Consider the following 13,778-nt stretch of genomic DNA (forward strand, 5'->3'; position numbering starts at 1 on the left):
GACCGGCCGACCGGCCGGGTCCGCCAGAAGTCGGGGACGGCTCAGCCGGCGGCGCGTTCGCGGCGGCGGATCAGCCGCACGGCGAGGTCGCCGAGCAGTTGGACGGCGGTCACGATGACGATGAGCACGGCGACGGTGACGATCATGAAGGTGTCCTCGAAGCGCTGGTAGCCGTAGGTGAGGGCCAGGGTGCCGAGCCCGCCGCCGCCGACCGCGCCGGCCATCGCCGAGTAGCCGATGACGGCGATGACGGTGGTGGTGAGGCCGGCGATCAGGGACGGCAAAGCCTGGGGCAGCAGGACCTTCAGCACGACCGTCCAGGTGCCGCCGCCCATGGCCCAGGCCGCCTCGACCAGGCCGTGGTCCACCTCGCGCACGGCGGTCTCCACCAGCCGGGCGAAGAACGGGATGGCGCCGATGGCCAGCGGCACCACCGCGGCCGTCGGGCCGACGGCGGTCCCCACGACGAAGCGGGTGAACGGGATCAGCGCGACCATCATGATGATGAACGGCAGCGAACGGCCGATGTTCACGACGACGCCGAGGACCTTGTTGACGATCACGTTGGCCAACGGGCCGCCGCGGTCGGTGAGCACGAGCAGCACGCCGATGGGCAGGCCGCCGAGGATGGCGTAGAACGTCGACCATCCGACCATGTACAGCGTGTCGATCGTGCCCTGCTCCAGCAGCGGCCGCATCTCGTCCCAGGTCATCAGGCGCCCTCCTCCGTGAGTTCCCGCTCCACCGCGACCGGCCCGGGCGTTCCCCGGCCGGGCAGCTCGACGGTGAGGCCCTGCTCGCGCAGGAAGCCGATGGCCGCGTCGTTCTCCTCGGGACGGCCAGGCAGCTCGATGCGCATGCGGCCCACCTGACGGCCGCCGGCGGTGTCCATGGCGGCGCCCAGGATGGAGACGTCGACGTCGTGCGTGCGGGAGAGGCGGGAGATGACCGGGCGGTCGGCGCTCTCGCCGTGGAAGGTGATGTCGACGACCGTGCGGTCCGCGCCGGAGGCGCCGCCGCCGACGGGGAACAGCTCGCGGGCCAGCCGCGAGCCCGGGGTGGCCAGCAGGTCCGAGACGACGCCGGACTCGACGACGCGTCCCTTCTCCATCAGCGCGGCCGAGTCGCACACGGACTTGACCACGTCCATCTCGTGGGTGATCAGCAGAACGGTGAGGCCGAGCTGCCGGTTGAGGTCGCGCAGCAGCCGCAGCACCGAGCGGGTGGTCTCGGGGTCGAGGGCGGACGTCGCCTCGTCCGAGAGCAGGACCTTCGGGTCGCCCGCGAGGGCGCGGGCGATGCCGACGCGCTGCTTCTGCCCGCCGGAGAGGCGGGAGGGGTAGGCGCGGGCGTGGTCGGCGAGGCCGACGAGGTCGAGCAGGTCGAGGGCCTTGCGGGCCCGTTCGCGGCGGCCGAGGCCGAGTATCTCCAGCGGGAGTTCCACGTTGCCCTGCACGGTGCGCGAGGAGAGCAGGTTGAAGTGCTGGAAGATCATGCCGATGCCGCCGCGGGCCAGCCGCAGCGGGCGGGCGGCGCGGTTGCCGCGGCCGGCCAGGGCGGTGAGGTCCTGCCCGTCCACGGTCACGGTGCCTGAGGTGGGGCGTTCCAGCAGGTTGATACAGCGGATCAGCGTGGACTTGCCCGCGCCGCTGCGGCCGATGACGCCGTAGACCTCGCCGGGCCTGACGTGGATGCCGACGCCGTCGAGCGCCGTGACCTCGCGGCCGCGCGAGCGGTAGACCTTGGTGAGGCCCGTGGTGGTGATCACTGAGTTTCCGTCACTGTCGGGTGCCCGGCGGCGCGGGGTTGGGCGCCACCGCGGCACGGGGCACGTCCTGGTGGCGTGGCACGAACGGGTGAGGAGCGCGGCGCGCGGGCCGTCGTGGACCGCGGCTCAAGAATCGCTTCGGGGCGCGAGGCTGCTCGGGCGGGGGCCCTCAGATGTCGCGCATTCGACGGCAACAGCGACAGCCGACACCGGGCATCAGGGCTGCCTCGGTCGTCTGGGAACGGCTGCTCGTCGCGGTCATGAGCACAAGTAAAACAGATGTTCCCCAGGTGTAACGAGCTGGTCAGGCGTCGTGTGGTCAACGCCACGGCCGGCCGCGCCCCGGGGGCCACGGCGCCCGGCGGCGTGCGGCCGGTCCGGCGTGCGAGGGGGGTGCGCAAGGCGCGCGCGGGCGCCCCGTTAGAGTCGGCGCATGTTCACGCCGCTGACGGTGGCGGTCGCCGTGACCGCGTTGCTGCTGGCCGCCTGGTGCGGGTACGCGGCCCTCCGGGACCAGCCGGTCAAGGACTGGCACTACCTCGGCATGGCCGCGGTGATGCTGCTCACGGTGGCGCAGCTGGTCGTCGGCCTGGTGCAGCTCGGGGGCGGCGAGCGGCCCGCGGCCGGGGGTACCGGCACCTTCGTGTCCTACCTGTTCTCGGTCCTGCTGTGCCTGCCGGTGGTGGGCATCGTCTCGCTGAGCGAACGTTCCCGGTGGGGCTCGGCGACCGTGGCCGCGGGCGCCGTGGTGCTCGCGGCACTCCAACTGCGGCTGGCCGACGTGTGGGCGGGGGGAACCGGTGGCTGAGGACAGGGCGGACGCGCGGGCCGGGCTGCGGCAGGGCCCCGGCCGGCTGCTGGTCACGCTGTACGGGATCTTCACCGTCGGCGCGACATCGCGCTCGGTGTACCAGCTGACGACCCGCTTCGACGAGGCGCCGCTCGCCTACGTGCTGTCCGCGGTGGCCGCGCTGGTCTACGCGTTCATCACCGTCTCCCTGATCCGCGGCGGGGAGAACGCGCGCCGTGGCGCGCTGGTGGCCTGCGCGGCGGAGCTGGCCGGCGTGCTGACCGTGGGCACCTGGTCGCTCGCCGCCCCGGACGCCTTCCCCGACGCCACCGTGTGGTCCGACTACGGCCAGGGGTATCTGTACCTGCCGGTGGTCCTGCCCGTCGCCGGGCTGATTTGGCTGCGCAGGGCGCGGCGGGCGGAGAGCCCGGCCGCGCTGCCCTGAGACCGCACTCCTGGTACGGCCCGCCCCGCGCGCCGTCCGCGCGCGGGGCCCGGCCCGCCCGGGCTCAGACGCCGGCGGCGAGGGAGGCGGAGACCTCCTTCTCCAGGGTGACCAGGCTCAGATGCCGGGAGACCTCCTCGGTCGCGACGGGCGCGTAGCCGAGCCTGCGGTACAGGCGCAGGTTGCCCTCGCTGCGGTGGCCGGTGAACAGCCGGTACCTCGCGGCGTCCCGCTCGGCGGCGAGGCGCGCCTCGATCGCGACGAGCAGCCGGCCGCCGAGGCCGTGCCGCTGCATCCGGGGGTGCACGATGAGCCGGCCGATGCAGGCGGTGCCGTCGGCGTCGACCCGGCCCCTGACCGCGCCGACGACCTCCGTGCCGAGGCGGGCCACGAGGACGCAGGTCTCGGCGATTTCCGTGCGCAGGTCGGCGAGGGTCTCGGTCAGGGGCTCGATGGAGTAGTCCCCGTACAGCTCCGCCTCCGACTGGTAGCAGAGGTACTGCAACTTCAGGATCTGCTCGGCGTCCTGCGCGGTCGCCGGGTCGATCGTGACACTCATGCCCATGTGCACACGCCTCCGATGAGGTCTGGGCCGGCCGCGCGTGGGGTGAGGGTCGCGCACCGGCCGGCGGTTGCCCTGACGGCGCAGGATGTGACCTGCGCCGTCAGCATTGTGCTAAACAGCCATGGGACGGGGGAATGTGCTGGAGCCAACTGGCTTGTGAGATTTCCGACTCGGCGGTACCCGGACGGGTGGATTACGGGCGGAAATCAGCGCCGGTGATCGTCGGCGGCCAGCAGCGCGGTATCGGGGTGGTCGGCGAACACGCCGTCAATGCCGGTATCGAAGTAGGCGTTCAGGGCGCCGAAGACGTCGCCGTACGCGTGCGGGTCGTCGCCCCGGCGGAACTCGGCGGGCAGGTAACGGTTTTCGTTCCGCATCGTGTACGGGTGCACCAGCAGTCCCGCGCGGTGGGCGTCGGCGACCAGACTCGTGGGGCGGCCCAGGGAGCCGTCGGACGTGCGGGGGATGACCAGGTCGAGCGTGGGCCCCGTGCCCTGCGCGTAGCCGGCGATCTCGCGCAGCCCGCGGCGGGTGACCAGATCGGCGACGGTGCGCGGGTCGCCCGACTCCACGAAGTCCCACGGCCGGGAGTCGGCCGAGGACAGCAGCACGACGCGGGGGGTGTCCACCAGCCGGGCCATGCGTTCCATGCTGGAGGGCTCGAACGACTGGAGGATCAGCCGGGAGTTGGCGCGGTGCAGCCGGTGGCGGCGCAGGACGCGGGCCAGCGGCTCCTCAAGGCCGAGGCCGAGTGAACGGAAGTAGGTGGGGTGCTTCAGCTCGGTGTACAGCCACACCGGGCGGTCCCGCCTGCGGCCCTGCTCGGCGGCCCAGCGCAGCACCTCCTCGAAGGTGGGGACGGCCCAGCGCCCGTCGTAGAGGGTGTTGTGGGGACGCTGCTCCGGTATGCGCTCGGTCGCGCGCAGGGTCTTCAGCTCCCTGAGCGTGAAGTCCTCGGTGAACCAGCCGGTCAGCTCCTGCCCGTCCACGGTCTTGGTGGTCCTGCGGTCGGCGAACTCGGGGTGGTCGGCCACGTCGGTGGTGCCGCTGATGTCGTTCTCGTGGCGGCAGACGAGGTGGCCGTCCTTCGTGGGCACCAGGTCCTGCTCGATGATGTGGGCCCCCAGGTCGAGACCGAGCTGGTAGGCGCCGAGGGTGTGCTCGGGGCGGTAGCCGCAGGCGCCGCGGTGGGCGACGACCGTGGGTACGGGCAGCTCCGCCGCGATGTCGCGGGAGCCGGTCCTGGCGCCCGCGGCGGCGGGGGACGCGGCGCCGAACAGGGCGGCGGCGCCCGCGGCGCCCGCCGTCGCGCCGAGCACGGCCCGCCGGCCCGGATGTCTCGACTCGGCGCCTGCCGCCTGCTGAGCTGCCATGGTCACTCCGTAGGGCTCGTGGTCTTTCGGACCGCGGCTTGCTTCCGGCCCGCTGATCGCGCCCGATGGTAGGGACGCGGCGCTGTCCTGACGGGGACGGGCGAGGAAACGGCCGGCGAAGGCGCATGAAACCTGAGTATCCGCGGTGACCACCCAGTGCGCGATGTATGCCCGCGCGCGGGTATGGTCCCTAGGCATGCGGAGGCACGCATGCCCATGACCGACCGGAGGGGAAGTTGTCCCGTTTCGTGCTGCTGAAGGTGCTGCTCGGCCCGCTGCTGAAGCTGTTCTTCCGCCCGCAGGTCGAGGGGATCGGGCAGATCCCCGCCGACGGACCGGTGATCCTGGCCGGCAACCACCTCACCTTCATCGACTCGATCATCCTGCCGCTGGTCATGGAGCGGCAGGTCTTCTTCATCGGCAAGGACGAGTACGTCAAGGGCCGCTCGCCCAGGGGGCGCCTCATGGCGTGGTTCTTCACGGCCGTCGGCATGATCCCCGTGGACCGGGACGGCGGGCACGGCGGAGTCGCCGCCCTGATGACGGGCCGGCGCGTCCTGGAGGAGGGCAGGGTCTTCGGGATCTACCCCGAGGGCACCCGTTCACCCGACGGACGTCTGTACCGCGGGCGCACGGGGATCGCCCGGCTCACGCTGATGACGGGCGCCCCCGTGGTGCCGTTCGCCATGATCGGCACGGACCGGGTACAGCCGGGCGGGCGGGGGCTGCCGCGGGTCGGCCGCGGGCGGCGGATCACGGTGCGGTTCGGCCGGCCGCTGGACTTCTCGCGGTACGAGGGCATGGACCGCGACCGGTACGTTCTGCGGGCCGTCACCGACGAGGTGATGACCGAGGTGATGCGGCTGTCCGGGCAGGAGTACGTGGACATGTACGCCACCAAGGTCAAGGCGGCCTGAGCCCTCAGGCCCAGGGCAGCTCGGCGCGCTGCCGCCAGTAGGCGGCGGGCGGTTCCGCCAGTCGGGTGAGTGCGGACAGCCGCGAACCGTCCGGCTCGATCCCGGCCGCCGCGAGGTTGGTGGCCAGCTGCGCGGCCGTAGCCGCCCCGGAGAGCACGATCCCCGCCCACGGCCGGCCGAGCACGGCCGCGAGGGCCACGGCGTCCGGGCTCGTGCCGCACGCGTCGGCGATCTCGCGCAGCTCGGGCGGCGCCGCCGCCCCCGCGAGCCGGCCGTTGGCCATCGCCTCTTTGACGATCACGGTGAGGCCGGCCTCGTGCGCCTCCGCCAGCGCGGGCCCCGCGGACTGTTCGAGCACGTTGAACGTCGACTGCACCGTGCTGAACAGCGGTTCGCCGTCGACCGTGACCTCCAGGGCCGCGCGGACGGCGTCGGCCTGGCCAGGACCGCTGGTGGACAGCCCCACGCTGACCCCGTCCGCGGCCAGCCGCGCCAGCCGGCCGAGCACGGCCGGGTCGGTGAGGGCCGGGCTGTCCGGGGTGACCGAGTGGATCTGGTACAGGTCGAGCCGGTCGCCGAGCAGGTGGCGGGTCTGCGCGTACTGGCGGTCGAACGTGGCGGCGCCGTGGTCCTTCACCTCGTGCACGTCGGCGTCGGCGCGCCAGTCCGCGGTGTAGGTGTAGCCCCATTTGCTGCCGACGACGACGTCGGTGACGCCGGGCCGGGCGGCGAGCCAGTCGGCGAGGAACTCCTCGGCCCGGCCGTAGGAACGGGCCGCGTCGAGGTAGCGGACGCCGGCCGCGTAGGCGGCGTCGAGCAGCTGGTGGCTGCGCATCCGCAGCGCCTCAGGAGTGCGCTCGGCGGGCAGGTCACGGTCCCTGCCGAGGTTGATGTACCCGGGGCGGCCGACGGCGGCCAGCCCGAGTCCGATACGGGCGGCCGGAGTTGCGGAGGGGGTGTAGCGGGAGAACGCCATGCGGTCACCTTCGGGCGGATGCCGCCTCGGCGGCGGCCTCGGACGGGGGGCGGCCTTCACCGTAACCACCGGCCGGTGGCCCCGCGCGGCCGGGCGCGGCGCGGGGCGGGCCGGGTGTCGCGCGGTGTCCTCACAAGGCGGCCAGGAACTCCGCGACGGCGCCGGCGAATCCGGCCGGATCGTCGTCATGCACCCAGTGACCGCAGCCGGGGAACTCCCGCAGCGTGGTGCCGGGCCGCCGCTCGGCCATGGCTCGGGCCATCGCGGTGGGCAGCACGAAGCTGTCGGTGCCGTGGACGAGGAGCGCGGGGCAGGTCGAGCCGAGCCAGTCGGGCCACCAGTCGCCGACCAGCCGGCGCTGCGACTCCATCAGCTCGTCCAGGTCGAACAGGAAGCCCCAGCCGTCCGGGTACTCGGTGGCGCTCTCCAGGAAGTAGCTCGCGTCGGGGATGCCGCGCGACTCGACGGCCCGCCGCAGCTCGGCGAGCGAGCCGGCGCGCCGCGGCCAGTCGCTGATGTCCAGGACGGGGTGGGGGATGTCGGGCTGCCGGTTGAGCGCCCCGTGGTCCTCGACGATCAGGGCGTCGACCAGCTCGGGGTAACGGGCGGCCAGGCGGAACGCCGTGACGCCGCCCGAGGAGTGGCCGAGGACGACGGCCGGTCCGGCGTCGAGGCCGCGCAGGAACGCGGCGGCGTCCTCCAGATAGGCGTCGGGGTGGACGTTCCCGTCCCGGCCGCTGCGCCCGTGCGCGCGCTGTTCGAGCGCGATCACGCGGTGGCCGGGGGCGAGGGCGGCGGCCAGCGGCGCGAACATCCTGGCCCGCCCGAAGTGCCCGTGCAGGGCGAGCACCGGCCGGCCGCTCCCGCCGAAGTCGGCGTAGGCCAGCGGCAGACCGCGGACGTCGGTGTGCTCCAGGGTGACGGCGTTCATGATTTTCCCCATCCATGACGAAGTCCCGGCCGGGAGGGCCGGGACGCGAAGGGCCGAGAATACCCACCGCCGCCCGCCCCAAGATCACCGGGGTCGCGGCCGCCTGCGCCTCTCCCCAGCGGCCCCGATTACGATGAGCACATCTTTCAGAGCGGCTGCTGACAGCGCGTCACGGTGCCGGAACGAGGAGTGCGAATGGCGGAGCGCCCGGTGCGATGGGGAATTCTGGCGACCGGCGGCATCGCCGCCAAGCTGGCCGGTGATCTCGCGGAGGTGCCCGGCGCCTCGGTGGTGGCGGTGGCCTCCCGGGCGCCGGGTCCTGCGGCGGAGTTCGCCCGGCGTTTCGGCATCCCGCGCGCGTACGGCAGTTGGGCGGAGCTCGCCGCCGACCCCGAGGTCGACGTGGTGTACGTGGCGACCCCGCACAGCGCGCACTACGCGGCGGCGCGGCTGTGCCTGGAGGCGGGCAAGGCGGTGCTGTGCGAGAAGCCGTTCACGCTGAGCGGGGCCGAGGCGAAGGCCCTGGTGGACCTGGCCAGGGAGCGCGGCGTCTTCCTGATGGAAGCCATGTGGATGTTCTGCAACCCGGTCATCCGGCGGATGACCGAGCTGGTGGCGGACGGGGCCATCGGCGAGATCCGCGCCGTGCACGCGGACTTCGGCATCGGCGGCCCGCTCGACCCGGGACACCGGCTGCTCGACCCGGCGCTCGGCGGCGGCGCGCTGCTCGATCTGGGGGTGTACCCGGTCTCCTTCGCCCAGCTGCTGCTGGGGGAGCCGACCGAGGTGGCGGCGTGGGCCCGGCTGCGCGGCGGGGTGGACGAGAACACCGGGATGCTGCTCGGCCACGCCTCGGGGGCGGTGGCGGCGCTGACGTGCTCGCTGGTCGCGGACACCGCCAGGACGGCGGCGGTGACCGGCTCGGCGGGCCGCATCGAGTTCCCGCGGGGCTTCTTCCACCCCGAGCGGTTCGTGCTGCACCGCCAGGGTCAGGAGCCCGAGGAGTTCTCCGGTCCTGGACCCGCCGGGTCGTTCGCGCACCAGGCCGCCGAGGTGATGCGCTGCCTGCGGGCCGGTGAGACGGAGTCGCCGCTGGTGCCACTGGAGGGCAGCCTGGCCGTGATGCGCACGCTGGATGCCGTGCGCGACCGCATCGGGCTGCGCTACCCCGGCGAGTAGCGGACGGCGTACCGCGAGCCCTTCGGCACGGTGGTGCCGGCGGGCTCGCGGTGCGCCGCCTCAGGAATCGCCGGGCGGCGCGGCCCAGGCGCGCTGCCGGTCCAGGTCACCCTTGGCGTCGCGGAGCTGAACGGCCACGGCGGCGGGCGCGGTGCCGCCGCGGGCGTCGCGGGCGGCCAGGGCGCCCTCGACGGTCAGCACGGTGCGCACCTCGGGAGTGAGGTGGGGCGAGATCTTCGCGAACTGCTCGTCGGTGAGCTGGTCGAGATCGATGCCCTCCGCCTCGCAGACCTTGACGCACTCCCCCGCGACCTCGTGCGCCACGCGGAACGGCACGCCGCGCTTGACCAGCCACTCGGCGATGTCCGTGGCGAGCGAGAAGCCGGCCGGGGCCAGCTCCGCCATCCGCTCCCCGTTGACGGTGAGGGTGGCGAGCATGCCGGTGAACGCCGGGAGCAGGATTTCCAGTTGGTCGCAGGAGTCGAAGACCGGCTCCTTGTCCTCCTGGAGGTCGCGGTTGTAGGCGAGCGGCAGTGCCTTGAGGGTGGCGAGCAGCCCGGTCAGGTTGCCGATGAGGCGGCCCGACTTGCCGCGGGCCAGCTCGGCGATGTCCGGGTTCTTCTTCTGCGGCATGATCGAGCTGCCGGTGGAGAACGCGTCGTGCAGGGTCACGAAGGAGAATTCCTTGGTGTTCCACACGATGATCTCCTCGGCGATCCGGGAGACGTCCACGCCGATCATGGCGGTGATGAACGCGAACTCGGCGACGAAGTCGCGGGCGGCCGTGCCGTCGATCGAGTTGGCCGAGGAGCCGCCCTCGAAGCCGAGGTCCCGGGCGACGGCCTCCGGGTCGAGCCCGAGGGACGAGCCGGCCAGCGCGCCCGAACCGTAGGGGGAGACGGCGGTGCGCGCGTCCCACTGCCGCAGCCGCTCGGCGTCCCGGGACAGGGCCTGGACGTGGGCCAGGACGTGGTGGGCGAAGAGGACGGGCTGCGCGTGCTGGAAGTGGGTGCGGCCGGGCATCGCGACGCCCGGGTGGGCGTCGGCGAGACCGATCAGCGCCTCCTGGAGATCCGCGACCAGGCCGCCGATGATCCGCGCGTGGTCCCGCAGATACATGCGGAAGAGCGTGGCGACCTGGTCGTTGCGCGACCGGCCGGCGCGCAGCTTGCCGCCCAGGTCGGGCCCCACCCGTTCGAGCAGGCCGCGCTCCAGGGCGCTGTGCACGTCCTCGTCGGCGATGGTGCCGGTGAACGAGCCGTCCTCGACGTCGGCGGCGAGCCGGTCCAGGCCCGCGAGCATACGGTCCAGCTCATCCGCGGTGAGCAGGCCGGCCCGGTGCAGCACGCGGGCGTGCGCGCGGGAGCCCTCGATGTCGTAGGGCGCGAGCCGCCAGTCGAAGTGGACGGAGGCGCTCAGCTTCTCCAGGGCCTCGGCCGGTCCATGCGCGAACCGGCCGCCCCACAGCCTGACCTCGGGCTGTTCCCCGCTCACTGGGCGAGGTCCCGCCGGGCCGCGATCTTGCTCGACAGACCGAAGATGTCGATGAATCCCTTGGCCAGCGACTGGTCGAAGGTGTCGCCTGTGTCGTAGGTCGCCAGGCTGAAGTCGTACAGCGACTCCCCGGACCGACGGCCCGTGACGACGGCCCTGCCGCCGTGCAGCGTCATCCGGATGTCGCCGCTGACGTGCTCGTTCGCCTCGTTCACGAAGCCGTCGAGCGCGCGCTTGAGCGGGGAGAACCACTGGCCGTCGTAGACCAGCTCGGACCACCGCTGTTCGACCTGCCGTTTGTAGCGGGCCAGCTCGCGCTCGACCGTGACGCTCTCCAGCTCCTGGTGGGCGGTGATCAGCGCCATGGCGCCCGGCGCCTCGTAGACCTCGCGGGACTTGATGCCCACCAGCCGGTCCTCGACCATGTCGATGCGGCCCACGCCCTGCGCACCGGCCCGCTCGTTCAGCTCCTGAACGGCCTGGAGCACGCTGACCGACCTGCCGTCGATGGCCACGGGAACGCCGCGCTCGAAGGTGACGACCACCTCGTCGGCGTCCCTGGGGGTCGCCGGATTCTGCGTGTACTCGTAGATGTCCTCGATCGGCCCGTTCCAGATGTCCTCAAGGAAGCCGGTCTCGATGGCACGGCCGAAGACATTGGCGTCGATGGAGTACGGGGACTTCTTGGTGGTGGCGATCGGCAGGCCCTTGGCCTCGGCGAAGGCGATGGCCTTGTCCCGCGTCATCGCGTAGTCCCGGACGGGGGCGATGCACTTCAGGTCGGGGGCGAGGGAGGCGATGCCCGCCTCGAACCTCACCTGGTCGTTGCCCTTGCCGGTGCAGCCGTGCGCCACGGTGTCGGCGCCGTGCTTGCGGGCGGCGGCGACCAGGTGCTTGACGATGACGGGCCTGGACAGCGACGAGACCAGCGGGTAGCGGTCCATGTAGAGGCCGTTGGCCTTGATCGCCGGGAGGCAGTACTCCTGGGCGAACTCGTCCTTGGCGTCCACCACCTCGGCCTCGACCGCGCCGCAGGCGAGTGCGCGCTTGCGGATGACATCCAGGCTTTCGCCGCCCTGGCCGACATCGACGGCGACGGCGACGACCTCCGCCCCGGTCGCCTCGGCGATCCAGCCGATGCAGACAGAGGTGTCCAGGCCGCCGGAATAGGCGAGCACGACGCGCTGGGTCACGGTGTCTCCTTATGATGCATGCGCTGACTGGAATAAGTATGCAGGACTCCGCATGGTTCGTCAATTCGTCCGGTGCCGGCCGCCCCCGGCGGGGATACTCGCCCCATGGGTAAGTCGTACGCACGCATAGCCGGCCGCCTGAAAACGTTCATCGAGGAACAGCACATCTTCTTCACCGCGACCGCCCCACTCTCGGGCGACGGCACCGTCAACCTCTCGCCGAAGGGCCTGACCGGCTCCCTCGTGGTCCTCGACGAGCAGACCGTCGCCTACCTCGACTTCGCGGGAAGCAACGCCGAGACCATCGCCCACCTGCGGGAGAACGGCCGCATCACGCTCATGTGGTGCGCCTTCGACGGGCCGCCGAACATCGTGCGGGTGCACGGGCGCGGCGAGCCGGTCTTCCGCGACGACCCGCGCTTCCCCGCCCTGGTGGCGCGCTTCTCCGCCGTCGATCCGGCGGACCACGGACTGCGGGCCGTGGTCGTCGTCACCGCGGAGCTGATCCGGGACACCTGCGGCTACGCCGTGCCGTTCATGGCCTATGAGGGGGACCGCGGCCTGCACGCCTCCCGGTTCGCCCGCGAGACGGACGAGACGCTCGACGCGTACTTCCACAAGAAGGACCACATCGGCACGAGCATGGACGGGCTGCCGGGACTGCCCCTGCCGCTGCCCCCGACCCCACCCGCGCCCCTCGCCGACTGACCGCGCCACGCCCGGCAGCCGCGCGCCGCCCCGCTACTGTGACGTGCGTCATATCGCTGGTGAAAGGGGGCCCGCATGGCGGGCGAGGTTGCGTTCATCGAGTTCGGCGTGGCGGACACCGTCCGCGCGCGGACCTTCTACTCGGCGCTGTTCGGCTGGACCTTCACCCCCGGCCCCGCCGAGGGCGGCCTGCTGATCTCCGGGCTCGGTACCCCCGGTGGTGTCCACGGCGCCGACCCGGGCGCGGTGCCCTACGTCTTCTTCCGGGTCGAGGACATGGACGCAGCCCTGGAAAAGGTTCGCGCGCTCGGGGGTTCCGCGGAGAACATGGACGTCGAGGGCGATGCCGCGGAGCAGGCAAGATTCGGCCGGTTCGTCCTGTGCCGCGACGACCAGGGGTCCAGGTTCGGGCTGCACCAGCCGCCGCCGTCCGCGGCCGGGGACGGGTCCGCCGGGCCGTGAGACGGCGGCGCGCGGCCCGCCCGCGGGGTTCGCGGGGTCCGCGGGGTCCGCGGGGTCCGCGGGGTCCGCGGCAGCCTGCCGGTGAAGGGAACGGGGGAAGGGGTAAGAGGTGAGCGCACGACTGCGTGCCATCGCGAAGGAAACGGAACAGATCGTCGACGCCGGGTGGTATCCGGCGCCGGGCGGCGGGCGGGTGGAAATCGCCGCGGCCGTGGCGCGGGCCGCGGCGGGCACCGAGCTGTTCGGCCCCGGCCCGGCGGCCCTGCCGGACGGCGCGGCCCCGGCGGGGCCGCCCCGCGTCGAGGTGACGGGCGAGAGCAGTCTGGACGCCGCCAGGCGGCTGACCGCGGCCGGCGGCGGCCCGGTCGCCGTGCTCAACTTCGCCTCGGCCCGCAACCCGGGCGGCGGATTCCTCAACGGCGCACAGGCGCAGGAGGAGGCGCTGTGCCGTTCGTCCGCGCTGTACGCCTGTCTGCTGCGCGCCCCCGAGTTCTATGCGGCCCACCGTGCGGACCGCGACCCGTTCTACAGCGACCGCGTGATCCACTCCCCCGCCGTACCGGTCTTCCGCGACGACCGCGGAACGCTGCTCGCCGCCCCGTACGAGGTGGGCTTCCTGACCTCGGCCGCGCCCAACGCCGGGGTCGTGGCGCGGCGTTCGCCGGAGCGAACGGTCGAGCTGCCGGCGGTGCTGCACCGGCGGGCCGAACGGGTCCTCCGGGTCGCCTCCGCGGCGGGCTGCCGGCGCCTGGTGCTCGGCGCCTGGGGATGCGGCGTGTTCCGCAACGATCCGGCCCAGGTCGCCGCGGCGTTCCGCGCCCTCCTCGGGCCCGGCGGCCCGTTCGCCCGGCGGGTGGACGAGGTGGTCTTCGGCGTGCTCGACCGGCAGGACCCCTCCCCGACCAGAAACGCCTTCGCCTCGGAGTTCGCTTCCCTCTAGGGTGATCGCCTCGTCCGGCCGACGGCGGCCGTGCCGA

At 72.9% G+C, this 13,778-nt stretch carries 15 protein-coding genes; 7 read left to right on the forward strand and 8 right to left on the reverse strand.

Going from position 1 to position 13,778, the window contains the following annotated elements; genetic code table 11:
- Positions 1 to 41: 41 nt before the first annotated feature.
- Positions 42 to 713 carry a methionine ABC transporter permease gene (locus RM779_RS09530; RefSeq protein WP_311617229.1) on the reverse strand — a complete coding sequence of 224 codons (672 nt, stop codon included), beginning with the start codon at positions 711 to 713 and terminating at the stop codon, positions 42 to 44.
- On the reverse strand, positions 713 to 1,768 hold the full coding sequence (locus tag RM779_RS09535; RefSeq protein WP_311617230.1) for a methionine ABC transporter ATP-binding protein: 1,056 nt from the start codon (positions 1,766 to 1,768) through the stop codon (positions 713 to 715). The genes RM779_RS09530 and RM779_RS09535 overlap by 1 nt, the downstream gene beginning before the upstream one ends.
- 433 nt (positions 1,769 to 2,201) lie before the next feature.
- Here RM779_RS09535 and RM779_RS09540 point away from each other — a divergent pair, with 433 nt between their 5' ends.
- The gene (locus RM779_RS09540; protein WP_311617231.1) at positions 2,202 to 2,576 is read left to right on the forward strand and encodes a hypothetical protein; all 375 of its coding nucleotides are present in this window, start codon (positions 2,202 to 2,204) and stop codon (positions 2,574 to 2,576) included.
- A complete protein-coding gene (locus RM779_RS09545; protein WP_311617232.1) occupies positions 2,569 to 3,003 on the forward strand; it encodes a hypothetical protein in 435 nt (144 codons plus the stop codon). Before RM779_RS09540 ends, RM779_RS09545 begins: the two co-directional genes overlap by 8 nt.
- 64 nt (positions 3,004 to 3,067) lie before the next feature.
- Here the strand turns inward: RM779_RS09545 and RM779_RS09550 are convergent, their stop codons facing one another.
- Entirely contained in the window at positions 3,068 to 3,568 is a 501-nt protein-coding gene (locus RM779_RS09550; RefSeq protein ID WP_311617233.1) for a GNAT family N-acetyltransferase, read from the reverse strand.
- A gap of 206 nt (positions 3,569 to 3,774) precedes the next feature.
- Complete coding sequence (locus RM779_RS09555) at positions 3,775 to 4,941, reverse strand: glycerophosphodiester phosphodiesterase (protein ID WP_311617234.1); 1,167 nt, start codon at positions 4,939 to 4,941, stop codon at positions 3,775 to 3,777.
- 236 nt (positions 4,942 to 5,177) lie between these two features.
- Between RM779_RS09555 and RM779_RS09560 the strand changes: the two genes are divergently transcribed.
- Positions 5,178 to 5,858: a lysophospholipid acyltransferase family protein gene (locus tag RM779_RS09560; RefSeq protein WP_311617235.1), complete on the forward strand. Its 681-nt coding sequence runs from the start codon at positions 5,178 to 5,180 to the stop codon at positions 5,856 to 5,858.
- Between the two features lie 4 nt (positions 5,859 to 5,862).
- Here the strand turns inward: RM779_RS09560 and RM779_RS09565 are convergent, their stop codons facing one another.
- Together RM779_RS09565 and RM779_RS09570 are read right to left on the reverse strand one after the other, a co-directional pair.
- Positions 5,863 to 6,834, reverse strand: coding sequence for an aldo/keto reductase (locus RM779_RS09565; RefSeq protein ID WP_311617236.1), 972 nt, complete (start codon positions 6,832 to 6,834; stop codon positions 5,863 to 5,865).
- A gap of 130 nt (positions 6,835 to 6,964) precedes the next feature.
- On the reverse strand, positions 6,965 to 7,765 hold the full coding sequence (locus tag RM779_RS09570) for an alpha/beta fold hydrolase (RefSeq protein WP_311617237.1): 801 nt from the start codon (positions 7,763 to 7,765) through the stop codon (positions 6,965 to 6,967).
- A 195-nt stretch (positions 7,766 to 7,960) separates the two neighbouring features.
- Here RM779_RS09570 and RM779_RS09575 point away from each other — a divergent pair, with 195 nt between their 5' ends.
- Positions 7,961 to 8,944, forward strand: a complete 984-nt coding sequence (locus RM779_RS09575) for a Gfo/Idh/MocA family protein (protein ID WP_311617238.1) — start codon at positions 7,961 to 7,963, stop codon at positions 8,942 to 8,944.
- Positions 8,945 to 9,004: 60 nt separating this feature from the next.
- On the opposite strand, the gene argH is transcribed toward RM779_RS09575, so the two are convergent.
- Positions 9,005 to 10,438 carry an argininosuccinate lyase gene (argH, locus tag RM779_RS09580; protein WP_311617239.1) on the reverse strand — a complete coding sequence of 478 codons (1,434 nt, stop codon included), beginning with the start codon at positions 10,436 to 10,438 and terminating at the stop codon, positions 9,005 to 9,007.
- On the reverse strand, positions 10,435 to 11,631 hold the full coding sequence (locus tag RM779_RS09585) for an argininosuccinate synthase (RefSeq protein WP_311617240.1): 1,197 nt from the start codon (positions 11,629 to 11,631) through the stop codon (positions 10,435 to 10,437). Before RM779_RS09585 ends, argH begins: the two co-directional genes overlap by 4 nt.
- A gap of 105 nt (positions 11,632 to 11,736) precedes the next feature.
- On the opposite strand from RM779_RS09585, the gene RM779_RS09590 reads away from it, so the two are divergent.
- The 3 genes from RM779_RS09590 (at position 11,737) to RM779_RS09600 (ending at position 13,741) form a co-directional block, all read left to right on the forward strand.
- The gene (locus RM779_RS09590; RefSeq protein ID WP_311617241.1) at positions 11,737 to 12,339 is read left to right on the forward strand and encodes a pyridoxamine 5'-phosphate oxidase family protein; all 603 of its coding nucleotides are present in this window, start codon (positions 11,737 to 11,739) and stop codon (positions 12,337 to 12,339) included.
- Positions 12,340 to 12,414: 75 nt separating this feature from the next.
- Complete coding sequence (locus RM779_RS09595; RefSeq protein ID WP_311617242.1) at positions 12,415 to 12,801, forward strand: VOC family protein; 387 nt, start codon at positions 12,415 to 12,417, stop codon at positions 12,799 to 12,801.
- Positions 12,802 to 12,910: 109 nt separating this feature from the next.
- Positions 12,911 to 13,741 (forward strand): TIGR02452 family protein, encoded by an 831-nt coding sequence (locus RM779_RS09600; RefSeq protein ID WP_311617243.1) that lies wholly within the window; start codon positions 12,911 to 12,913, stop codon positions 13,739 to 13,741.
- Positions 13,742 to 13,778: the final 37 nt, after the last annotated feature.

The sequence above is a fragment of the Streptomyces johnsoniae genome (assembly GCF_031845565.1).
Taxonomy (GTDB): Bacteria; Actinomycetota; Actinomycetes; order Streptomycetales; family Streptomycetaceae; genus Streptomyces; species Streptomyces johnsoniae.